General features: G+C 68.3%; 19 protein-coding genes. 10 read left to right on the top strand and 9 right to left on the bottom strand.

What is annotated here, in order from left to right:
• Window positions 1–19 precede the first annotated feature (19 nt).
• Window positions 20–1,204, top strand: a complete 1,185-nt coding sequence (locus FE811_RS08665) for a class I adenylate-forming enzyme family protein (RefSeq protein ID WP_166436124.1) — start codon at window positions 20–22, stop codon at window positions 1,202–1,204.
• 75 nt (window positions 1,205–1,279) lie between these two features.
• Window positions 1,280–3,004 (top strand): FAD-dependent oxidoreductase, encoded by a 1,725-nt coding sequence (locus FE811_RS08660; RefSeq protein ID WP_036757284.1) that lies wholly within the window; start codon window positions 1,280–1,282, stop codon window positions 3,002–3,004.
• A 49-nt stretch (window positions 3,005–3,053) separates the two neighbouring features.
• Here the strand turns inward: FE811_RS08660 and lpdA are convergent, their stop codons facing one another.
• Window positions 3,054–4,493, bottom strand: a complete 1,440-nt coding sequence (lpdA, locus tag FE811_RS08655; protein ID WP_140847193.1) for a dihydrolipoyl dehydrogenase — start codon at window positions 4,491–4,493, stop codon at window positions 3,054–3,056.
• A gap of 179 nt (window positions 4,494–4,672) precedes the next feature.
• On the opposite strand from lpdA, the gene FE811_RS08650 reads away from it, so the two are divergent.
• The 3 genes from FE811_RS08650 to FE811_RS08640 are packed head-to-tail and all read left to right on the top strand — an operon-like array spanning window position 4,673 to window position 7,995.
• Entirely contained in the window at window positions 4,673–5,434 is a 762-nt protein-coding gene (locus tag FE811_RS08650; protein ID WP_028710211.1) for an SDR family NAD(P)-dependent oxidoreductase, read from the top strand.
• Window positions 5,435–5,445: 11 nt separating this feature from the next.
• Window positions 5,446–6,273 carry a ThuA domain-containing protein gene (locus tag FE811_RS08645; protein ID WP_072463262.1) on the top strand — a complete coding sequence of 276 codons (828 nt, stop codon included), beginning with the start codon at window positions 5,446–5,448 and terminating at the stop codon, window positions 6,271–6,273.
• Window positions 6,274–6,282: 9 nt separating this feature from the next.
• Window positions 6,283–7,995, top strand: coding sequence for a class I adenylate-forming enzyme family protein (locus FE811_RS08640; RefSeq protein ID WP_140847190.1), 1,713 nt, complete (start codon window positions 6,283–6,285; stop codon window positions 7,993–7,995).
• Window positions 7,996–8,097: 102 nt separating this feature from the next.
• Here the strand turns inward: FE811_RS08640 and FE811_RS08635 are convergent, their stop codons facing one another.
• From FE811_RS08635 to FE811_RS08610, 6 genes are read right to left on the bottom strand one after another with little or no spacing between them, the layout of a single operon-like run.
• Window positions 8,098–8,901: an SDR family NAD(P)-dependent oxidoreductase gene (locus FE811_RS08635; protein WP_028710214.1), complete on the bottom strand. Its 804-nt coding sequence runs from the start codon at window positions 8,899–8,901 to the stop codon at window positions 8,098–8,100.
• Complete coding sequence (locus FE811_RS08630) at window positions 8,894–9,787, bottom strand: alpha/beta fold hydrolase (RefSeq protein WP_051419585.1); 894 nt, start codon at window positions 9,785–9,787, stop codon at window positions 8,894–8,896. The genes FE811_RS08635 and FE811_RS08630 overlap by 8 nt, the downstream gene beginning before the upstream one ends.
• Window positions 9,784–10,527, bottom strand: a complete 744-nt coding sequence (locus FE811_RS08625; protein ID WP_181180837.1) for a ThuA domain-containing protein — start codon at window positions 10,525–10,527, stop codon at window positions 9,784–9,786. The genes FE811_RS08630 and FE811_RS08625 overlap by 4 nt, the downstream gene beginning before the upstream one ends.
• A 12-nt stretch (window positions 10,528–10,539) precedes the next feature.
• Window positions 10,540–11,004, bottom strand: a complete 465-nt coding sequence (locus FE811_RS08620; protein ID WP_028710216.1) for a MaoC/PaaZ C-terminal domain-containing protein — start codon at window positions 11,002–11,004, stop codon at window positions 10,540–10,542.
• A complete protein-coding gene (locus tag FE811_RS08615) occupies window positions 10,991–12,271 on the bottom strand; it encodes an SRPBCC family protein (protein WP_181180836.1) in 1,281 nt (426 codons plus the stop codon). The genes FE811_RS08620 and FE811_RS08615 overlap by 14 nt, the downstream gene beginning before the upstream one ends.
• Before the next feature lie 20 nt (window positions 12,272–12,291).
• On the bottom strand, window positions 12,292–13,053 hold the full coding sequence (locus FE811_RS08610; protein ID WP_028710218.1) for an SDR family NAD(P)-dependent oxidoreductase: 762 nt from the start codon (window positions 13,051–13,053) through the stop codon (window positions 12,292–12,294).
• A gap of 152 nt (window positions 13,054–13,205) precedes the next feature.
• On the opposite strand from FE811_RS08610, the gene FE811_RS08605 reads away from it, so the two are divergent.
• Genes FE811_RS08605 through FE811_RS08595 form a run of 3 tightly spaced genes read left to right on the top strand, consistent with a single transcriptional unit; the run spans window position 13,206 to window position 16,040 of the window.
• A complete protein-coding gene (locus tag FE811_RS08605; RefSeq protein ID WP_231493205.1) occupies window positions 13,206–14,498 on the top strand; it encodes a CaiB/BaiF CoA-transferase family protein in 1,293 nt (430 codons plus the stop codon).
• 8 nt (window positions 14,499–14,506) lie between these two features.
• Window positions 14,507–14,893 (top strand): Zn-ribbon domain-containing OB-fold protein, encoded by a 387-nt coding sequence (locus tag FE811_RS08600; RefSeq protein ID WP_072463268.1) that lies wholly within the window; start codon window positions 14,507–14,509, stop codon window positions 14,891–14,893.
• Complete coding sequence (locus tag FE811_RS08595; RefSeq protein ID WP_072463269.1) at window positions 14,883–16,040, top strand: acetyl-CoA acetyltransferase; 1,158 nt, start codon at window positions 14,883–14,885, stop codon at window positions 16,038–16,040. The genes FE811_RS08600 and FE811_RS08595 overlap by 11 nt, the downstream gene beginning before the upstream one ends.
• 73 nt (window positions 16,041–16,113) lie before the next feature.
• Here FE811_RS08595 and FE811_RS08590 read toward each other — a convergent pair whose 3' ends face one another.
• Entirely contained in the window at window positions 16,114–17,289 is a 1,176-nt protein-coding gene (locus FE811_RS08590; RefSeq protein WP_072463270.1) for a DcaP family trimeric outer membrane transporter, read from the bottom strand.
• Between the two features lie 292 nt (window positions 17,290–17,581).
• On the bottom strand, window positions 17,582–18,757 hold the full coding sequence (bktB, locus tag FE811_RS08585; RefSeq protein WP_140847181.1) for a beta-ketothiolase BktB: 1,176 nt from the start codon (window positions 18,755–18,757) through the stop codon (window positions 17,582–17,584).
• A gap of 282 nt (window positions 18,758–19,039) precedes the next feature.
• Between bktB and FE811_RS08580 the strand changes: the two genes are divergently transcribed.
• Window positions 19,040–19,819 (top strand): enoyl-CoA hydratase/isomerase family protein, encoded by a 780-nt coding sequence (locus tag FE811_RS08580; RefSeq protein WP_072463272.1) that lies wholly within the window; start codon window positions 19,040–19,042, stop codon window positions 19,817–19,819.
• 13 nt (window positions 19,820–19,832) lie between these two features.
• On the top strand, window positions 19,833–22,118 hold the full coding sequence (locus FE811_RS08575) for a 3-hydroxyacyl-CoA dehydrogenase/enoyl-CoA hydratase family protein (RefSeq protein ID WP_219848869.1): 2,286 nt from the start codon (window positions 19,833–19,835) through the stop codon (window positions 22,116–22,118).
• Window positions 22,119–22,192: the final 74 nt, after the last annotated feature.

Here is a 22,192-nt window from a genome sequence, read left to right as displayed (position 1 = left end):
CGGCAGGCGGGGCATGGGCGTGGACAGGGCGATAGGCACGGGCTTTCGGTTGGGCGACCCGGTGATCGGCGCCGCCCTGGCGGGTGCATCCTGGGGCGACCTGCCCGCGCATGTCGCGCAACAGGGCGCGACCAGCCATGCGGCGATGCGCGACCGCATCCTGCGCCTGGCCGCCGGGCTGCTGTCGGCCGAGCTTCGCCGCGGCCAGCGGGTCGGCGTCTCGATGCCGCCCTCGGCCGACCGCACGGCGCTTTGCGCGGCGATCTGGTGGCTGGGCGGCGTGGTGGTGCCGCTGGAGCCCAGCCTGCCGCAAGCCCGGCTGACCATGGCGCTCCAGGGCTCGGGCCTGCGGTTGCTGGTGCATCATTCGCAAGGCGCGGGCCGCGGCACGAGCCTTGCGGCAGTGCGCCATCTCGCCTGCGACGAGCTGCTGGCCCAGGGCGATGCGCCCGACCTTGGGCAACTGGCCGAACGCGCCGGGCGCGTCCTGCCCGACCATCCCGCCGTCGTCCTTTACGGCGAGGGCCAGCAGGACACGGCGCGCGGCGTGGTGCTGAGCCACCGGGCGCTGCTTTGCGCCGCGCGGGGCCTGGCCGCGCGCTATGGCATGGGGCCGGGGTCGCGGCTGGCGGTGCCCTTGCCCCTGAACCACGCCGTCCGGCTGACCGCCGAGCTGGCCGCACTGCTGGCGGGCGCGGCGCTTTGCGACCTGCCGGCCTTTTCGGCGCCCGCAAGCCACCTGATCCTGGCGGACGCGGCGCCGGTGCCGCCGCAAGCCCCGCCCGCGGTGCAGATGCAGCCGGGCATGGTCCTGCTCAGCGGCGATGCAAGGCTGGTCCGCGGCTGGCAGCGCGCCTTGCCGCACAGCCGCATCTTCAACAGCTACCAGCGCGCCGAGCTGGCGGGGATCGCCATCTGCTCGGACCCGCGCGACCCGCCGCATACCGCGCATGCCACCGCCGGCCGGCCCCTGCGCGGGGTCGAGGTGATGATCGTCGATCCCCGCACCTCGATGGACATGCTGCTTTACGAGATCGGCGAGATCTGGATTCGCGGCGCGCCGCTGATGCTGCGCTATCACGACGACCTGCGCGCCAGCCGCAAGGTGCTGGACCGCAGCGGTTTCTTCAAGACCGGAGACATGGGCTATCTCGATTCCGAGGGCCGCGTGATCGTCTGCCGCGACGCCTTCGCGCAGATCTGAACCCGCCGGTTTTCTTTCCCTTGGCCGTTGCGCGAGGCGCGTGCAGCGGGCGGACAATCCATGAAGGAGGCAAGGATGACCCAGACAGAAACCTGCGACGTCCTGGTCATCGGCTCGGGGGCGGGGGCGCTGACCTCGGCAGTGACCTGCGCCAAGGCCGGGCTCAAGGTGCTTGTCACCGAAAAGGCCGGGCAGTTCGGCGGCACCACCGCGACCTCGGGCGGCGTGCTGTGGGTGCCGGGCAGCCGCCATGCCAAGGCGCTGGGCGCCCGGCTGGGGGTCGAGGACGACGGCGACCTGGTGCGGACCTATCTGCGGCACGAAACCGGCAATTGCTATGACGAGGCCCGGATCGAGGCCTATCTGGAACATGCCCCGCGCATGGTCGAGTATCTGGAAGACCATACCGAGGTGAAATTCTATCCGATGGAGTTTCCCGACTATCACCCCGAGGCCCAGGGCGGCTCGCGCATCCGCTCGGTCGGGACGATGGATTACGACGCTGCCAAGATGGGCGAGCTGATGAAGACGCTCAAGGGCGAGCTGCCGCAGACGCTGTTCCTGGGGCTGGCCATCGGCTCGACGCTGGAGATGAAGCAGTTCCTGGCGGCGGGACGCTCGCCCAGGGCCATGGCCTATGTGATCCGCCGCATGGCGCGGCATTTCATGGACCTGGCGGTGAAAGGATCGTCGCAGCGCATCGTGCGCGGCCGGGCGCTGATCGCGCGGCTGGCGCGGACGGCGCATGACCTGGGCGTGCCGTTCTGGCTGAACGCCCCGGCAGAGCGGCTGATCCGCGAGGGCGACCGCGTCGTCGGGGCCGAGATCCTGCGCGACGGCAAGCCGGTGCGGGTGCTGGCGCGCCATGCCGTCGTGCTGGGGGCGGGGGGCTTTCCGCGCGACAAGGACCGCCGCGCCCGGCAATATCCCGGCCATGCCCGGACGATGGAGCCGGTGACGCCCGCGCCCGTCACCAATGTCGGCGACGGCATCCGCATGGCCGAGGAGGTCGGCGCGCAGTTCAATGCCGAGCTGCTGCAGCCCGCCGCCTGGCTGCCGACCTCGCGCCTGCCGGGGGCGGTGGACCAGAACGGCGTCTGGCCGCACCTGACCGACCGCAACAAGCCGGGCTTCATCATGGTGCTGCCGGACGGCCGGCGCTTTGCCAATGAAAGCGCGCCCTATCACGACCTGGTGCCCGCCATGCTGGACGCCTTCGAAAGCCGGGGCGCCGACCGCGCCTTCCTGATCGGCGACGACCGGGCGATCCGGCGCTGGGGCATGGGCTTCGTCCGCCCCTTCCCGATCCCCAAGGGGCGTTACCTGCGCAACGGCTACCTGACGCGCGCCGCCACGCCCGAGGCGCTGGCGCGCAAGCTGGGCATCGACCCCGAGGCGCTGGCCCGGACCATCCGCGATTTCTCGCGCCATGCCGCCGAGGGGCGCGACCCCGAGTTCCACCGGGGCGAATCCGCCTATGACCGCTATCAGGGCGACGAGAACCATCGCCCCAACCCGGCGCTGGGGCCGCTGGACAAGGGCCCCTATTACGCGGTGCGCATCTATCCGGGCGAGATCGGCACCTACAAGGGCCTGAAGACCGACGAACATTCGCGGGTGATCGGGCAGGGCGGCCGACCCATCGCCGGGCTTTACGCGGCGGGCAACGACCAGTCCAACGTGTTCGGCGGCTCTTATCCCGGCGCGGGTGCGACCATCGGCCCGGCCGTGACCTTCGGCTGGATCGCCGCGCGCGACATCGCCCGGCAGGCGGGGCTCGAGGTGCCCGGCGGCGCCTGACGAAGCCGCCGGGGCCGGGACCATCCGCGCCCCGGCCGGCGGCGGCCGGTCAGATGTTGATCGCCCGGCCCATGGCGGCGAGAACCGCCTCTTTCATCGTCTCGGAAAGGGTCGGGTGCGGAAAGACCGCCTCGGCCAGTTCGCGATCCGTCGTCTCAAGCTCCATGGCCAGGACGAAGCCCTGGATCATCTCGGTCACTTCGGCCCCGACCATATGCGCGCCCAGAAGCTCGCCGGTCCTGCGGTCGTGGATGACCTTGACCAGCCCCTGCTCGGCGCCAAGCGCGATGGCCTTGCCATTGGCGAGAAAGGGGAACTTGCCGACCGCGATGTCCCGGCCCTCGGCCCGCGCCCGTTCCTCGGTCAGCCCGACCGAGGCGATCTGCGGGTCGCAATAGGTGCAGCCGGGAATGCGGTCGCGGTTCAGCGCATGGGGGTTCTGGCCGGCGATGGCCTCGACGCAGATCACCGCCTCGTGCTCGGCCTTGTGCGCCAGCATCGGCCCGCCGGCCAGGTCGCCGATGGCATGGATGCCCGCAACATTGCTGCGGCCCAGGGCGTCGGTGCGCACGAAGCCGCGCTCCAGCGCCACGCCGGCCTCGGCCAGGCCCAGATCCTCGCTGTTGGGCTCGACCCCCGCGGCGACCATGACATGGCTGGCCTCGATGCTGTGCGTCTCGCCCTTGCCGTCCCGGAGCGTGGCGGTCACGCCTTCTGCGCCCCGGTCAAGCTGCGTCACCGTGCAGCCGGTATGAAAGGCGATGCCGCGCCGGGCGAATTGCTGGCGGGTGAAATCCGCGATCTCGGCATCCTCGGCCGGCAGGATGCGCCCCGCCGCCTCGACCACCGTCACCTGCGCGCCAAGCGCGGCAAAGAAGGATGCGAACTCGATGCCGATGGCGCCCGAGCCGACCACCAGCAGGTGGCTGGGAAGTTCGGGCGCGGCCAGCGCCTCGAAATAGGTCCAGACGCGCCGGCCGTCGGGCTCCAGCCCCGGCAGCACGCGCGGGCGCGCGCCCGTGGCCAGGATGACATGCCGCGCGGTATAGCGGCCGGCCCCCAGCGCACCCTTGGGCGGCCTGGCCGCCGCGTTGCGGGGATGCGGCTGGGCGGGTTCGACCGTCACGGCGCCCGGCCCGTCCAGCCGGGCCTTGCCCCAGATCACGGCGATGCGGTTCTTGCGCATCAGCATGGCGACGCCCCCGGCCATGCGGCCCGCGACCCCGCGCGAGCGCTCGACCATCGCCGCAAGATCGGCGGTGATCCGCCCCTCGACCCGGACGCCGTAATCCGCCGCGCGGCGGGCGGTTTCCAGCGCCTCGGCCGATTTCAGCAGCGCCTTGGTCGGGATACAGCCCCAGTTCGAGCAGATGCCGCCCAGATGCTCGCGCTCCACGATGGCGGTTTTCAGGCCCAGCTGCGCTGCGCGGATCGCCGCGACATAGCCCCCCGGTCCGGCGCCCACGACGATGACATCATAATCCTGCATGGCTTCCTCTGTTTCAGGCGATTCTGCGGATCGTTATACAAAGAATGCAGTAATTGTATATTGCAATTCCTTCCGATCCGGTGCAGTTTTGGCTCGATCTGCGGCGGCCGGCCGGAATCGCACCGGCCTGCCCCATTGGCGCGTATGCCCGCGGCGCGCGCGAAACCAAGGAGGAATGTATGGATCTGGGACTGAAGGGCAAACGAGCCATCGTCACGGGGGCGACGCGCGGCATCTGCCGCAGCCTGGTCGAAATCCTGGCGCAGGAAGGCGCCGATGTCGCCTTTTGCGCCCGCAAGCAGGACGAGGTCGATGCCACAGTCGAGGCGCTGAAGCCCTATGGCACGCGGATCATCGGCGGGACCGCCAACGTCAAGGATGCCGAGGGCTACAAGGCATGGCTGCAACAGGCCGCCGAGGAGCTGGGCGGCGTCGACATCTTCGTGCCCGGCGTTTCGGCCGGCGGCGGCATGGATGGCGAGAAAAGCTGGTACAAGGCCTTCGAGATCGACCTGATGGGCTGCGTGCGCGGCTTTGATGCGCTGTTCCCGACCTTCAAGGCGCAGGGCTCGGGCAATGTCGTCTTCATCTCGACCACGGCCGCGGTCGAGACCTTCATCGGCCCGATGGCCTATAACGCGCTCAAGGCCGCGCTGATCACCTATGGCAAGCAGCTGTCCCAGGCCCATGCCAAGCGCGGGCTGCGGGTGAACACGGTCTCGCCCGGCCCGATCATGATCGAGGGCGGCTCCTGGGACCAGGTGCGCCAGCAGGACGAGGCGTTCTTCCGCTCGATCCTGGCCCAGCAGCCCGACGGCCGCATGGGCGAGGCGGAAGAGGTGGCCCGCGCCATCGCCTTCCTGGCCTCGGACGCGGCAAGCTGGATCAACGGCGTCAACCTGGTCGTGGACGGCGGCTTCACCAAGCGCGTCCAGTTCTGACGGCCGCGCCCATGCTGATCCGCTACGATGCCAAGGTGAGGCTTTTGGTCGTGACCAAGGGGCATCCCTATGATCGAGCGGCCTTTTGCGCGCTTTTCGATTCGCTCAAGGGCATCAGCTGGACGCATGTGGAACAGCCCGCCGCCGCGCAGCTGATCGCCTGCGGCGGCGGGCAGGACCATGACCTGATCCTGTTCTACGACGTGCCGGGCATCCAGTTCCGCACCCCGAACCCGCCCGACCTGATCGAGCCGGACGAGGGCTTCAAGGCCGGGTTCCGCGCGCTGCTGGCCAGCGGCAAGCCGCTGCTGTTTCTGCACCATGCCATCGCGGGCTGGCCGCTGTGGGACGAATATGCCGAGGCGATCGGCGCGCGGTTCTTCTATCAGCCGGGCCGCTACAAGGGTCGGGCGCATCCCGATTCCGGCTATCTGTTCCCCGTCACCTACCGGGCCGAGCCGGTGGGCGCGCATCCCGTGACCCAGGGGCTCGAGGACGGTTTCGAGCTGACCGACGAGCTTTACCTTTTCGAGCTGCTGGAAGAGGTGGTGCCGCTTTTGCGCGCCAAGGCCGATTTCGACCCCGCGCGGTTCCATTCCGCCAGGAATGCGCTTGCGGCGCGGATGTGGACCTCGGACGGCTGGACGCCGCCGCGGGGCACCGACCTGATCGGCTGGGCCAAGGTTTCCGGCCGGTCGCCCACGGTCACGTTGCAATGCGGCAACGACGGCGCGACCTTCGCCAATCCGGCCTTCCGCAAGCTGCTGAGAAACGCCCTCGACTGGCTGCTGAGCCCTGCCGCGCGTGAATGGGCGGCGGGCGCGCCGGCCCAAGTTTAAGGAAAGACCATGTCGCAAAGCGAAAACACCCTGACGCCCCCGGCCGAAGTCGAAGCCGCGGGGCAGCACACCAATGCGCGGGTGCTGGCGCAATCCGCAAGCCGCTGGCCCGACCGGCCGCTGCTGCTGCTGGACGGCGAGCGGCTGAGCTATGCGCAGATGCTGGCCGAGGCCGAACGCTATGCCGCGGCGCTTCTGGCGCAGGGGGCGGGGCCGGGCACGCGCATCGGCATCCTGGGGCCGAACTCGGTGGAATACGTCAAGCTGCTTTACGCGGCGGGCATGATCGGGGCCTGCGCCATCACGCTGAACGCCCGCTTCAAGGAGGCGGACCTGGTCTATGCGCTGGACCATGCCGAGGCCGGTTTCCTGTTCATCGGCGGCCAGGCCAGGTCCTTCATGGACTTCCGCGCCATGCTGGTGCGGATCTATCCCGAATTGCAGGGCTGGGACGGCAAGGCGCCGCTGTCGCTTGCGGCCGCGCCGCATCTGCGCCGCCTGTTCAACTTCGGCGACCCCGACGAGACGGCTTGGCCAGACGAGGCCGCCTTCCTGGCTGCCGCGACGCCCGCGCATCTGGACCAGGCCCGGCGGCTGCGCGACGAGATCCCGTCGCAAAGCGATGCGCTGATCATCTATTCCTCGGGCACGACGGCGCATCCCAAGGCCTGCATCCTGAGCCACCGCAACCTGTCGCAGATCGGCATGTCCTTTGCCCGGCGCTTCCGGCTGGGCCCCGAGGACGTGGTCTATAACCCGATGCCGTTCTTCCACATGTCCTCGATGCTGCCGATGGCCGCCTGCCGGGCCGCGGGCGCGATGCAGATCTGCACCGGCCATTTCAAGCCGCACGAGGCGCTGCGCCAGATGCAGGACGAGCGGGCGACATTCGCCTATGTGTCCTTCCCCACCATCGTTGGCGGCATCCTGAACGATCCGGGCTTTGCCGAGGCCGACCTGTCCTCGGTCCGGCTGTTGCATTGCGTGGGGCCGGCGGACCTGTTGCGGCGCTATGCCGACAGCCTGCCGGGGGTGCGCTTCGTCAATGCCTACGGGCTGACCGAGGGCAGCGGCGTTCCGGTCTGGTCCGATCCCTGGGATCAGGCGGACGATCCCTTCACCCATTCCGGCAAGGCCTTCGACGGGCTCGAGATCGCCGCCTTCGACCCCGAGACCGACCGGCGCCTGCCGCCCGACACCCGCGGCGAATTGCGGCTGCGCGGCTTTTGCCGGTTCAGCGGCTATCTCAAGGACGAGGCGGCGACGGCGCAGGTGCTGCGCGCGGACGGCTGGCTTTGCACCGGCGATCTTGGCTATGTCGATGCCGGGGGGATCGTCACCTATGACGGCCGGCTCAAGGACATGCTGAAGATCGGCGGCGAGAACGTCGCCGCGCTGGAGATCGAAAGCTATCTCTGCACCCACCCGGACATCGAGCTGGCCCAGGTCATCGCCGTGCCCGACGGCCATCTGTTCGAGGTCGCGGCGGCCTATGTCGAACTGCGGCCGGGCGCGCGGCTGACGGCGGCGGAGGTGGTGGATTACTGCCTGGGCCGCATCGCCAGCTACAAGGTGCCGCGCTATGTGCGCTTCGTGACCGAATGGCCGATGTCCACCACCAAGATCCAGAAGTTCCGGCTGTCGCGCGAATTCGCGGCCGAGGAATATTTCGACATCAAGCAGATGATGGCCGCGCGCCGCTCGGCCTGCATCGCTGGCTGACGGCTGGCCGTCCCACCCTTGCGCATAAAAAAGGCCCCGGTCCATCGGATCGGGGCCTTGAAGTGCCGTCGGGCGCGATGTGCGGCCCGCCGGCGGAGGGAACTATTGCGCGGCGGCGCGGGCGGCCTTCGCGGCCCGCACGGCGCCTGCGATCTCGGCATTGGTGGGGTTGCGGCGCAGCGTCAGCCCGCCGTTGACTTGCAGGTTCTCGCCGGTCAGGAAACAGGCATCGGTGCAAAGCCAGGCGATCGCTTCGGCCGTGTCCTCCAGCGTGCCCACGCGGCCCAGCGGGTATTCCCGCGCGAATGCGCCGACAACCGCATCGTTCCTTGCCGCGCGGCCGGTCATGGGCGAGGCGGTAAAGCCCGGCGAGACCGAATTGGCACGGATGCCGCGCGCGCCGAACTCGTTGGCGATGCAGCGGATGACGTGGTCCATCCCGGCCTTGGTGCCCATATAGGCGGCGTGGTCGTCCATCATGATCCGCGCCGTGGCCGAAGAAACCTGGACGATCGACCCGCCATCCGCCATCCGCCGCAGCATGGACTGGAAGAACTCGAACGGGCCGACGAATTGCAGCCGCGTCATCTGCTCAAGCTCGTCGCGGGTAGTGTCGAGGAAGGGCACCAGCAGCCCCCAGCCGGTGCAGTTCACGGCGATGTCGATGCCGCCCATCCGCGCCAGGGCCGCCTCGGCCAGGGCCTCGTTGTCCTGGGTCCGGGTGATGTCGGCGGTGACGGCATGGCCGCCGATCTCGGCCGCCAGTTCCGCCAGCACGTCCTGGTGGCGGCCGGCGACGGTGACTTGCGCGCCCTCGGCGGCAAAGCGGCGGGCCAGCACCTGGCCCAGATTGTCCTTGCCGGCGGCGCCGATGATGACGGCACGCTTTCCCTCGAGTCTAGGCATTCGCTCTCCCCTGGTTTGCGATGGCTGTTTCGCGGTTGCGGACCAGGTTCAGGAAACGGTCCAGATCGCCCGCGAATTGCGAGTTGTTGTCGCCCACGACCATGTGCCCGGCATCGTCGACGTGCCAGACCAGCGCCTCGGGCGCGCTGCGGCGAAAGGCGGCCTCGGCCTCGTCCGTGACCAGGTTGCTGTCCAGCCCGCGCAGCAGCAGGACCGGGCAGGTGATGTTGCGCAGGTCGCGGTCCAGCCGCTGCGCCAGGTCCGGCGTCAGCCGTCCGTGGCGCCTGCCGCGCACGAAGGCCGGATCCCAATGCCAGACCAGCCGCCCGTCGTCCCGCCTGCGCAGATAGCGCGCCAGCCCCGAGGCCTGGCCGGCCGGGCGCGGCGCCTGCTTGCGATAGGCCGAGACGGCGCGCGATGCCTCGTCCAGGTCGGCAAAGCCCTGGTCCAGGTGGCTGCCCATGAAGCCCAGCACCTCGGCCACGCCGGTCTTGTCCACCTGCGGCACCACATCGACCAGCACCAGCGCGCGAAACAGTTCGGGCGCATAGCGGCCGACCGCGGCCAGCGCTGCGTTGCCGCCCAGAGAGGCGCCGACGTGATAGATGCCGCCGCCCAGTTGCTGCGCGACCTCGGCAATGTCGCGGCCATAGCGTTCCAGGCTGTAGTCCCCGGCCGGATCCCAATCGCTGGCGCCATGGCCGCGCAGATCCAGCGCGACGGTGCGCCAGCCCTTTTCCGCCTGTGCCTGCGCGACGCCGCGCCAGGAATAGCGGGTCTGCCCGCCGCCATGGGCCAGCAGGATGGTGGGCCCCGCGCCATAGCTTTCCGCCTCCAGGCGCAGCCCGTCCGAGGTGCGGAACTCGAGGATCTCGGGCTTTGTCATGGCAGGGTCTCCGGCAGGTCGCGGTCGAGCCAGGCGATGCCGCGCCGGATCAGCCGGTGGAACACCGGCAGGATCCAGGCGCCGCGCTCGACGAAGGGATAGGTGTCGGCCAGGGGCTGCATGTCATAGCGCCCCCTGGCATGGCCGGGGGTCAGATACAGCACGCCGCCCCTGCCGCGCGGGCGCAGGTAAAAGCTCTGATGCTGCCCCTTGGGCCAGTCGCGGGTCTGGAACAGCGCTGTCTCGCCCTGGAACTCCGAGGCCAGCAGGACCAGGTTCCCCTCGGCATGGCGCTGGAGATAATGCTCGTCCTCCAGGAAGAATGCCTCGATGCCTTCGGTCAGCGGATGGGCCTCGACCGGGCGGATGCGATAGCGGCCGGGCACCGGATGGGCCAGGAACTGGCTGCCCAGCAGGTCGAACAGCAGCGGCTCCATCGGCGGGGTCAGCACCGTGCCGTCGGGCCGGATCTGGATGGCCGAGTTCGTGCCGTGCAGCGCGAACCAGCGCCCGCCGCGCCCCACCCAATTGGCCAGCGCCGCGGTCTGCGCCGCGTCGGGCAAAAGCGCGGCGGTATAGGTGATCAGCGCATCGCAACGCTCCAGCGCGTTCAGGTCGGAATAGTCGTGGCGCAGATCGACGCGCAGATGCTCGCGCCGGGCCAGATGCGCCAGCAGTTCCAGCCGGACGAAGTCGAAGTCGTGGTAAAGCCCGCCGACCACCAGCAGAACCCGGCGCATGGGGCGCATCGCCTAAGCCTCCCGCCGATAGACCATGTCGGTCGAGACAAAGGAAAACACCGTCTCGCCGTCCTGGTTGGTAAGCGCGTGGCGCAACGTCGCCAGCCCCACGGTGGGCCGCGAGGCCGAGGGGCGCAGCGCCTCGATTCGGGAATGCGCCACGATCCGGTCGCCCGGCCGCACCGCGCGCGACCAGCGCACATTGTCCCAGGCGACGCCGCAGACCCAGGCGATGTCGCCATTCACCTCGTGATCCAGGATGCGCCACAGGCAGGCGGTGTAAAGCCCGCTGGCGATCACGCCGCCGAACAGCGACTGGTCCGCGGTTTCCGGGTCCATGTGAAAGAATTGCGGGTCGTAGCGCGTGGCGAACGCGATCATCGGCTGTTCTTCGACCAGCATCTCGCGCGAGCGGGTTTCCTCGCCCAGGGTCAGGTCTTCCCAGCGGCGCGGGGGCTTGGCGTCACGATCCGACATAGGATTCCAGCACGTGATGGAAATGGCGGATGCGCAGTTCCTGGTCGCCGATCCACAGCCCGCCGAAACTGTCCGAGTTCATCCCCGCCTGCACCCCCGGCAGGTTGTAGGCGTCCTGGTCCAGCACCAGGCCCAGCGATTTCTCGCCATGCCTGAACTGTTCGTGGCGCGGCTTTTTCGGGCGCGGCTCGTTCTTCTTCAGCAGTTTGAAGATGAACAGGTCGAAGAACATCTTGTTGGGATCGGTCGGATGCGGGCGCTGGCGGAACAGCATCAGGTCGTCGGCATGGGTGTTCAGCGTCAGGTTCGGGAAGATGTTGTAGTGGTAATCATCCGTCAGCTGGTCGTCGTTCAGGTCGCTGTAATCCAGCCCCATTTCTGGGCCGTGCTTGCGCTTGAAGGCTTGCAGCGCCTTGCGCACCTCGGTCACGCGGCCGTCGAAATCGGCGGGGTTCATGCCCGCCTCTTTCATCGCGTGCTTGATGAGATGCGGGATCTCGGTGGTTTCCTCGACCCGGTGCGAGATGGTCGAGAAGGGCACCAGATAGCGGTTGTGCCTGCCGTAGCAGTCGATCTGGACGTCCTTGTCCTCGATGAAATACAGCAATTCCGGGTGGATGCCCTGCACGTGATAGGATTCGTTGAAGGCATCGACCGAGGTCTTCCAGTTGCAGTCCCATTCCACGGTCATGTCGGCGACCTTGACCATGCGCTCGAAGTGATAGGGTTCCAGGTGCTCGGGCAGGGGCGCAAGATAGTCCAGCAGCGGCTCGGCCTCGGGGTCCAGCGAGAACCAGACGAAGCTGTTCCAGCTGTCGCATTTCACCTCGCGCAGGCCCTTGCAGGGCGGCGCGCCCTGCGGGAAGGTCTCGAGGTCGGGGATGTTCTCGAACGCGCCGTCCAGCCCGTATTCCCAGAAGTGATACTGGCACTTGAAACTGGTCGCGTTGCCTTCGCCAACCATGATGCGGTTTCCGCGGTGCAGGCAGACGTTGTAGAAGCCGCGCACCGACATGTCCTTTTGCCGGACCAGGATGATCTCTTCCTTGCCGATGGTGGTGACGTGGTAGTCGCCGGGATTCGGGATGTCGTCCGTCCGGCAGCCCAGCAGCCAGACCTTGGTCCACATGCGTTCCCATTCCAGGCGCATGTATTCGGCCGAGGTATAGCGTTCCTTGGGGATCATCGCCGTGCCGAAATCGGGTTTCGCGGCAGGCGTGGCCGGCGTGCGGGTGAAATCGGTCGGCTTGATGCGTTCGATGGCCATGAAAGGAACCTTCCTGAGATTCAAAACGGGACGCGCTTGGAAAAGCCGCCGTCCACCAGCAGATGCGATCCGTTGCACCAGGACGCGGCCGGGCTTGCCAGGAACACGGCCGAGCGCGCGATCTCCTCGGCGGTGCCCATGCGCCGGGTGGGCTGCTGGCGGACGGCGTTGTCATAGATGCGCGACCGCGCGACACGGATCATTTCCCAGTTCGAGCCCTTGAACATGGTGGGGCCGGGCGACAGGCAGTTGACGCGGATGCCCTCGGGGGCAAGCTGCTGGGAAAGCTGCTTGGACCAGGTGACGAGCGCCGCCTTGATGGCGTTATAGGCCATGGGCGCGACGAAGGTCTCGGACGCGGCCATGGTCGCCAGGATCAGGATCGAGGGGCTTTGCGACCGGCGCAGGGCGGGCAACGCCTCTTCGACGCCGCGGACGGCGGACATCAGGTCGATCTCGAAATTGCGATACCAGTAGCGTTCCTCGTCCGTGCCGCCGCCGGCGGACAGCGAGGCGATGAAGATGTCGAGCCCGCCCAGGGCCTCGACCGAGTTCCTCATCCAGTTGCGCATGGCCTCGCCGTCGCGTCCCTGGACGGTTTCGCCATGGAAACGGACTCCGGCGGCGTCCATCTGTCGGCGCAGCGATTCGATGCGCTCGGGCGCGCGGCCGCAGGTGGCAAGGGCGCAGCCTTCCTCGGCCAGAACATGCACGATCGCATTGCCGATTCCCCGAGTTCCCCCGGTCACTGCCGCCTTCAGGCCCCTCAACCGCAGATCCATTGCGCTCTCCGCTGACGTTCTTCGCTTGCTGCCGGAATATTACATGCCCGCTAGAGAAAAACAATAACAATACTTTTCTTGTATAATGAATCATTGCTATTGTATATTCAATCAAGCGGAAGTTGCTTGGCATAGCCTTGGGCAGAGGAACCATGACCCTACAGACAGACATGCAAGAACTCGACATATGCGCCACCGATGCGACGGTCGGCCAAGGCCGGATCGACTGCCGGGGCGTGCTTTCGGGCATCCGGGTGCTGGACCTGACGCGGGTCGTGGCCGGACCCCTGGCGGCGCAGACCCTGGCCGACCTGGGCGCCGACGTCATCAAGATCGAGCGCGTGGGCGATGGCGACGACCTGCGCACCCTGGGCCCGCCCTGGGTCGAGGGCCGCCCCGGCGCGCCCGAGCAATCGACCTATTTCCAGATGGTCAACCGCAACAAGCGCTCGATCGGGCTGGACTTCTCGCGCCCGCAGGGGGCCGCGCTTCTGCGCCGGCTTGCCGCCGAATCGGACGTGTTCATCGAGAATTTCCGCACCGGCACCCTGGCGCGATACGGGCTGGGCTACGAGGATCTGCGCAAGCTCAACCCCCGGCTGATCTATTGCTCGATCACCGGCTTCGGGCAGACCGGGCCCTATAACGACCGTTCGGGCTATGACTACCTGGTGCAGGCCATGGGCGGGCAGATGGCCGTCACCGGCCAGCCCGAGGCGGATGGCGGCATCCCGACCCGCGTGGGCGTGCCCATCGCCGACATCACCGCCGGCAACAATGCCGCCATCGCCATCCTTGCGGCCTTGCTGCATCGCCAGAACGGCGGGCAGGGCCAGCATATCGACATCGCGTTGTTCGACAGCCAGGTGGCGCTGCTGATGAACAATATCGGCTCGTGGCTGAACGCGCGCGCACCGCTGCCCCGCACCGGCAACGAACATCCCACCGCGGTGCCGAACGGCGTCTTCGAATGCGCCGACGGCTTCATCCTGATCGCGACCTTCAACGACCGCGAGTTCGCCCGGCTGGCCGGCGCATTGGGCCACCCGGAATGGGCCGAGGATCCGCGCTTTCTGCGCTCGCGCGACCGGCTGGAGAACCGCGTGGCGCTGACGGCCGAGATGAACGCGGTGCTGTCCACCAACCTGCGCGCGCATTGGATGGAAAGGATCCTTGCCGCCAAGGTCTCTTGCGGGCCGATCAACGAGATGCCCGACATCGAAGAGGATCCCCAGCTCCAGGCGCGCGGCATGTTCGTGACCATGGAGCATCCCGTCACCGGCACCGTGCGTCTGGTCGGCAGCCCGCTGCGGCTGTCCGAGACGCCGGTGAGCTATCGCTCGGCCCCCCCGCTTGCCGGAGAGCATAGCGACGAGGTGCTGCGGCAATGCCTCTCGCTTTCCGCCGAGGAGTTGGAGAAGCTGCGCGACGAAGCGATCATCTGAGGGCAGGCATGGCATCACCATCCACAGCGTCTTTGGGCCCCGAGGCCGAATATCTGCAAGCCCTGCGCGATGGCCGCTTCTGCTATCAGCGCACGGCCGAGGGGCGGGCGGTCTTTCCGCCCCGCCTAGCCGCGCCCGGCGACGGGGCGGCGCTGGAATGGGCGCAATCCTCGGGCCGGGGCCGGGTCCATGCCGTGACCGAGCAGCCGCAAAAGCCGCCCGCGCCCAGCCGCATCATCGCCATCGTCGAGATGGACGAGGGTTTCCGCCTGCTGTCGCGGATCGAGGCCGTGGCCCCGGTCGCGATCGGCCAGCGCCTGCGCGCGGTGATCGCCGGCGAAAGCGATCCGCCGCATGTGTTCTTCGTGCCGCAAGGGGAACAGGATGAAGGATAAGGCCTTTCCGCGCGCCGCCTGCGCCATCGCCGGGGCCGCCACCTTCGGCATCGGCCTGTGCGAGGGCTACAGCGCGCTCGAGATGACCGCCAGGGCCGGGCTTCTGGCGCTCGAAGATGCGGGCCTGGGCCTTGCCGACGTGGACGGGCTTTTCACCTGCCTGCCCGAGGATCTGCTGGGCGGGCTGGCGGTTGCGGAATATCTGGGTGTCGGCGCCCGGTTCGTGGACAACAACCGCACCGGCGGTTCGTCCTTTCTGAATCACCTGATGACGGCCTGCTTCATGATCTCGGCCGGATACATGGACACGGCGCTGATCTGCTATGGTTCGAACCAGCGGTCGGCGGCGGGACGGCTGGTCTCGGCCCTGCGCGGCTCGGTCTACGAGGCGCCGCATGGCGCGCGCATGCCCATCGGCGGCTATGCGCTGGCCGCCAGCCGCCACATGCACGACTATGGCACCACCAGGGAGCAGCTGGGCGCGGTGGCGCTGGCCGCGCGCGCCTGGGCGCAGCTGAACCCCGAGGCATTCCGGCGCGAGCCGCTGGACATGCAGGAATACCTGGCCGCGCGTATCGTCTCTTCGCCGCTGGGGGCCCTGGACTGCTGCCTGGTCACGGACGGGGCGGCGGCGGTGGTCGTGACCTCGCGGGCCCGCGCCCGCGACCTGCGCAAGAAGCCGGTGGCGGTGCTGGGCGCCGGGGCCGAGACCACGCACAAGGAAATCGCCGCCATGCCGGATCTTTGCGTCACCGGCGCCAAGCTGTCGGGCCAGCGCGCCTATGCCGCCGCGGGCTACGGCCCCGCCGACATGGACATGGTGCAGCTTTACGACGCCTTTACCATCAACACGATCCTGTTCCTCGAAGACCTGGGCTTTTGCCCCAAGGGCGAGGGCGGCCGCTTCGTGCAGGACGGGGCCATCGCGCCAGGCGGCGCGCTGCCGGTCAACACCAATGGCGGCGGGCTGTCCTGCGTGCATCCGGGCATGTATGGGCTGTTCACGCTGGTCGAGGCCGTGCGCCAGATCCGCGGCGAGGCGGGCGAGCGCCAGCTGGCGGCGGCCGATCTTGCGCTGTGCCACGGCAACGGCGGGGTGCTGTCCTCGCAGACCAGCGTCATCCTGGGCAGCATGGATACGGTCTGAGCCCGCTCGGCCCAGGCGAAAGGACCAACCTCGCGAAAGGACAAGGCCCGCCGGCATGGCGGGCCTTGGTGTTTCAGAAGGTGAACTTCACCACGCCCTGCAGGCGGGTATTGTCGAAGCTCGCCCCGTCGAACTGCTCGCGCTCGACATAGGCCGCCTCGGCCGCCAGCATCACGGATTTCGTTGCGAAATAGCGATAGGTCACGTGGGTCGAGTTGATTTCCTTGGTATGGCTGCCCAGGGCGCCGGCAAAATCGTCGAACCGCTGGAAGCCATGCGCCAGCGAAAGGTCGCTTTTCTCGCCCAGCTTCTGGGTGACGCCCAGCTTCACGCCCTTGGCCTTGACCGGGTCGCCCGCGGCATCGACGTCAAAGGCGTATTTGCCCGCGGTGCCCACTTCCAGCCCCGAGAAGCCGGCGTTGTTCAGCAGGGTCGAGATCCCCTTGCCGCCGATATATTGCGCATGCAGCTTGCCGCCCTGCCAGGCCTCGTAATCGGCGCCGATGGCATAGCCGAAGCCGGTGACGTCGCCGAAGCTGCTGGTCTCCAGCCCGCGCGAGATCGCGCCCATGCCGATCTTCAGCGGTCCGTTGGCATAGCCCGCGAAACCGGACACGGCGACGCGCGAGGCGGTGCCGGGCGCGTAATCCTCTTCCAGCGCGACGGCGAAGCGCCACTGGTCGTTGGGCCGGAAGGTATAGCGGACCTGCGGCGTGCGGTAATAGCTGCCGCCCGCCAGCCCGTTGAAGTCCTGCACCGCGGCGGGGCCGCCTTCGGCCGGCACCCAGTTGGTCCAGGTCTGGCCCGCCAGCAGCGGCCCGACCTCGCCATAGGCGTGGCGCAGGCGGAAATTGCCGCCGCTGCCGAAGAAGTCCCCTTCGAGCGTAAGCTTCACCTCGCCGATGTCGGTGTCGATGCTGGCGCGCAGGCCCAGCCGGCTTTCATAGGCATGGGCATTCGAGCCCGAACCCTCCAGCGGGCTGCCGGCCGTCACCCCGGCCATGGCCCCGGTGGTCGCGCCCAGATCATAATTGTTGTCCGTGATGAGGTCGAGTTTCGTATACCCGTAAAACGTCAGTTTTACACCGGGCGCCAGGGTCAACTGGCCGCTTTCGGCCTGGCGGTTCTCCAGCGCGGCAATGCGTGCCTCCAGAACCGTCAGATCCTGCGCGGCTGCCGCGCCTGTCCCTCCGATCAGGACTGCCGCGGCCATCTGGCTGACGGAGCCGATCTTTCCCTTGATTTTCATTCCATTCCTCCCAAACCGTCCTTGCCTGGACATGGCGGTGTCGTCGATCCGCTGGAACGGTCACGCCCGAATTGCGGGCGGCGGTCCTTTGTCGAATCTCCCCAGTTACGCATACAAATATTCATATTGCGCATACTGAAACTGACAAAAATGTGTTCAACGGGCAAGGATTATTTGCAGGACGAATGAGAATTATTGATGTTATTTCAATCGGTTGTATGAAACGGAACGACCAGGCAGGCCGCGTTTCCACGCAGCCTGCATCAAATTCCAGGGTCCGGTTTCGGACCCTTCAGTTCATCTCGATGGCCAGGGCGATGCCCTGTCCGCCGCCGATGCACATCGTCACCAGGCCGCGGCGCCCGCCGATGCGCTTGAGTTCGTTGATTGCCTTGACCAGCAGGATGCTGCCCGTCGCGCCGACCGGATGGCCCAGGGCGATGGCGCCGCCGTTGGGATTGACGCGGGCCGGGTCCAGGTCCAGCGCCCGCGTCACCGCAACCGCCTGGGCGGCAAAGGCTTCGTTCGATTCGATCACGTCGAAATCGGCGGCCTTCAGCCCGGTGCGCTCAAGCAATTGCCGGACCGCCGGGACCGGGCCGATGCCCATCACCTCGGGCCGCACCCCGGCGATCGCATGGTCCAGGATGCGCGCGATCGGCGTCAGACCCAGCCTTTCGGCCGCATCCGCGCGGGCCAGAACCAAGGCCGCCGCGCCGTCGTTGATGCCCGAGGCATTGCCGGCCGTGACCGAACCGTCCTTGCGGAACACCGGCTTCAGCTGCTCCAGCGCGGCCAGCGAGGTTTCCTTGGGGTGTTCGTCGCGGTCGAACAGCTCCACCCCGCGCCGGCTCTGCAGCTCGACGGGCACGATCTGGTCCCTGAAATGGCCCGCGGCGATGGCCCGTGCCGCGCGCTGCTGGCTTTCCAGCGCGAAAGCATCCTGATCGGCGCGCGAGACGCCATGCTCGGCTGCGACGTTCTCGGCGGTGACGCCCATATGGCCGGTGCCGAAGGGGCAGCTGAGCGTGCCGACCAGCATGTCCACCATCGCCGCATCGCCCATCTTTTGCCCAAAGCGCGCCGCCTGCACGGCATAGGGCGCCCGCGACATGCATTCGGCGCCGCCGGCCAGCGCGAAATCCGCCTCGCCATGGCGCAGGGCCAGCGTGGCCGAGATCACCGCCTGCACACCCGAGCCGCAAAGCCGGTTCACGTTCAGGGCCGGGGTGGTGTCGGGCACGCCCGCGCCGATGGCGGCAAGGCGGGACAGGTACATGTCCTTCGGCTCGGTATTGATGACATGGCCGAAGACGGTCGTGCCGATCCGGGCGGGCTCGATGCCGGCGCGCTCGATGGCGGCGCGGGCGGCGATGACGCCCAAGGCGTGCGGCGCAAGCCCCGAAAGCGCTCCGCCGAAGCCGCCGATGGCGGTCCGAACCCCGGACAGGATGACGATGTCGTTCATGGATGATCCCTTGTTGCGACCCTTCCGCGGCGATGCAGCAGGGCCGGCTGGCAGCAATTGTGTATGTATCAACTATCATATGAATACATAGAATCAATGAAAAATATTATATAGCTGCGGCGCAGAAGCTGCTGCTGTCGCAGGATCGCTCCGATAATTGTATTTTTATAGGAGATGTTTGTATATATTTACCTTGCCCAGCCGCGCCGGCCATGGCAATCAGGGCGCGGCAGGAGGGGCTTTCCAGCCCGCCGCCATTGCGGGCTTTTGCAAGGAGTTGCGATGACCGAACCTCTTCGACTGCATCTCGACGCCGCACTGGGGCGCATCGTCTTCGACCGGCCCCAGGCGCTCAATGCCATCGACCAGGCCACCGCGCGCGCCTTCGAGGCCGCCGTCGCCCAGGCCCTGGACGCGGGGGTGCGGGTGCTGACGCTTTCGGGCAACGGCCGGGCCTTCATGGCGGGGGGCGACCTTGCCGCCTTTCGCCGTGCCGAGGATCGCGCCGCCGAGGCCGAGGCGATCATCGCGCCGATGAACCGCGCCCTGGCGCGGCTGGCCGAATCGGATGCGCTGACCGTCGCGCTTCTGCACGGGCCGGTCGCGGGGGCGGGCCTGTCCCTGGCCCTGGCGGCCGATCTTGCGCTGGCCGCCGAATCGGCGGTGCTGAGCTTTGCCTATCTGGGGGTCGGCGCGCCGGCGGATTGCGGCATCACCTGGGCCTTGCCCCGCATCGTCGGGCTGCGCCGCGCCGCCTGGATCGCCTTGGAAGGCAGCGCCGTGCCGGCCGGGCAGGCGCTGGACTGGGGGCTGGTGAACCGCGTCGTCCCCGACGCGGCGCTGCAAGAAGAAGGTGCAAGGCTTGCCGCGCGCCTCGCCGGCCTTGCCCCCGGTGCCTCAGGCGCGCTCAAGCATCTGCTGCGCGACAGTTTCGGGCGGGATTACGCCGCGACGCTGGAGGCCGAGAAGCAGGCCTTCAAGACCTGTGCCGCAACCGCGGATTTCGCCGAGGCGCTTTCCGCCTTTTTCGAGAAACGGCCGGCCCGGTTCACCGGCAACTGAGGGGGAAACAGACATGACCAAGATGATGGCCAGCCAGGCATTCTGGGCCGGGTTGCCGCGCGACATCGCCTGCGTCGCGGTGATCGGCGCCGGGGCGATGGGGGGCGGCATCGCCGCGCAATTCGCCAATGCCGGGCTGAAGGTCATATTGCTGGACATGCCGGGGCCCGAAGGCGGCGCGCCGGATGCCCCCGCGCAGGCGGGGCTGGCCCGGCAGGTCAGGATCCAGGGCTTCATGGGGCCGGCCGGTCCGGGCCGCGTCGTCACCGGCAATGTCGTTCGCGACCTGCCGCTTCTGGCCGAGGCCGACTGGATCGTCGAGGCGGTGGTCGAGCGCCTGGACATCAAGCGCGACCTTTACGCGCGCATCGACGCGCTGCGCAAACCGGGGTCGATCGTGTCCTCGAACACCTCGACCCTGCTGCATTCGCAACTGGTCGAGGGCATGTCCGACGCCTTCCGCCGCGCCTTCCTGATCACGCATTTCTTCAACCCGCCCCGGCTGATGCCGCTGCTCGAGATCGTCTCGACCCCGGAAACCGATCCGGCGCTGCTGCAGCGCGCGCGGCAGGCGGCCCAGCAACTGCTGGGCAAGACCGTCATCGACTGCCGCGACACGCCCGGCTTCGTGGCCAATCGCATCGGCTGCTTCTGGATGGCCGCCGCCGCGCTGCTGGCGCGCGAACACGGCCTGACCGTGGAACAGGCGGATGCCGTCCACCAGGCGATGGGTATCCCCCGCACCGGCGTCTTCGGGCTTTTCGACCTGATCGGCCTCGACCTGGTGCCGCAGGTCTGGCGCAGCCTGGTCGATGGACTGCCGGCGACGGACCGTTTCCACCGCTATGACATCGCGGCCGATCCGCTGTTTCGCACCCTGGTCGGGCAGGGCCGCTTCGGCCGCAAGCCGGGCGGCGGCTTCTTTCGCAAGACCGAGGCGGGGCTCGAGGCCAGCGACCTTGCGACCGGCGACTGGCGTCCCGCCGCGCCCGTCGCGCCGGGCGAGCTGCCCGGCGGCGGCAAGGACCTGGCGGCGCTGCTGGCCGATCCCGGCCGGCATGGCGGCTATGCCCGCGCCGTGCTGGGCGAGGTGGTGGCCTATGCCGCCGATCACGCCTCCGAAATCGCCGCCGACCCGTCGGATGTCGATGCCGGCATGCAGCTGGGATATGCTTGGCGGCAGGGCCCTTTCGTGCTGGCCGACAGGTGGGGGCTGGATCGGGTGGCGGCGCATCTGCATTCGGCCGGCCTGCCCGTTCCCACGCTGCTGGCGCAGGCGACCGAGAAGGGCGGCTTTTATCGCGACGGGCATTTCCTTGCCGCACCCGCCGCGGGCGCGGCGCGGGATGTGCCGCTGACGGCCGCCGGGCTGCGGGCGCAGGGCAGGGCCATCCTCGGCAACGGTTCGGCTTCGCTGCTGGATGCGGGCGGCGGCATCGGCCTGTTGCAGGTCCACACCAAGATGAACAGCCTGCACCCCGAGGTGCTGGATGTGATCGAAGAGACGCTGCCCCTGCTGGGCGCGCGGCTGCAGGGGTTGGTGATCGGCAATGACGATCCCCGCGCCTTTTCGGCCGGGGCGGACCTGCGCTTCATCCTCTCGCTGATCGAGGGCGGGCGCCGCGACGAACTGGAAGCCTTCATCGACCGCGGCCAGCGCCTGTTCCTGGGCCTGCGCCATGCGCCCGCGCCGGTCGTCGCGGCGGTTCACGGCTTTGCGCTGGGCGGCGGTTGCGAGTTGGCGCTGCACGCCGATTGCATCGTCGCCCATGCCGAGGTGCATATGGGCCTGCCCGAGGTGCTGGTCGGCCTGATCCCGGCCTGGGGCGGCTGCACCAGCCTGCTGGCGCGCGGATTGCAGGCCGGGTTGGTTCCCGACGATGCGGCGCGGCGTGCGGCCGCGACGATCTTTGCGGCATCCCAATCCGGCTCGGCCGAAGAGGCGCTTGCGGCGGGCATCCTGCTGCCGCAGGACCGGCTGGTGATGAACCGCGACCTGCTGCTGGCCACCGCGCACCGGATGGCGGTCGAAATGGCCCGGCAGGGCTATGCTCCGCCCGCGGGGCTGGCGGTGACGCCGCCCGACGGGCTCGATCTTTCCGACCTGGCCGGCGAGGGTTCGGATTACGACCGCCATGTGCTGCGGGGCCTGGCCCGCGTCCTGGGCGGCGGCGGCAGCCGCAGCGATGCCGAGAACATGGCGATCGAGCGGCAGGTGCTGTTCGAGCTGGTCGACCGGCCCGAGACGCGGGCGCGGATGGAACACATGCTCGGGACCGGCAAGCCGCTGCGGAACTGATCCGCGACGGCATGCGAACAAGGAAGGGAAAAACCATGAAGCTTCTCGTCCCCGTGAAGCGCGTGATCGACTAC

The sequence above is a fragment of the Paracoccus sp. FO-3 genome (assembly GCF_006386455.1).
GTDB classification, from domain to species: domain Bacteria; phylum Pseudomonadota; class Alphaproteobacteria; order Rhodobacterales; family Rhodobacteraceae; genus Paracoccus; species Paracoccus versutus.
This window is presented reverse-complemented; position numbering and strand designations above follow the sequence as displayed.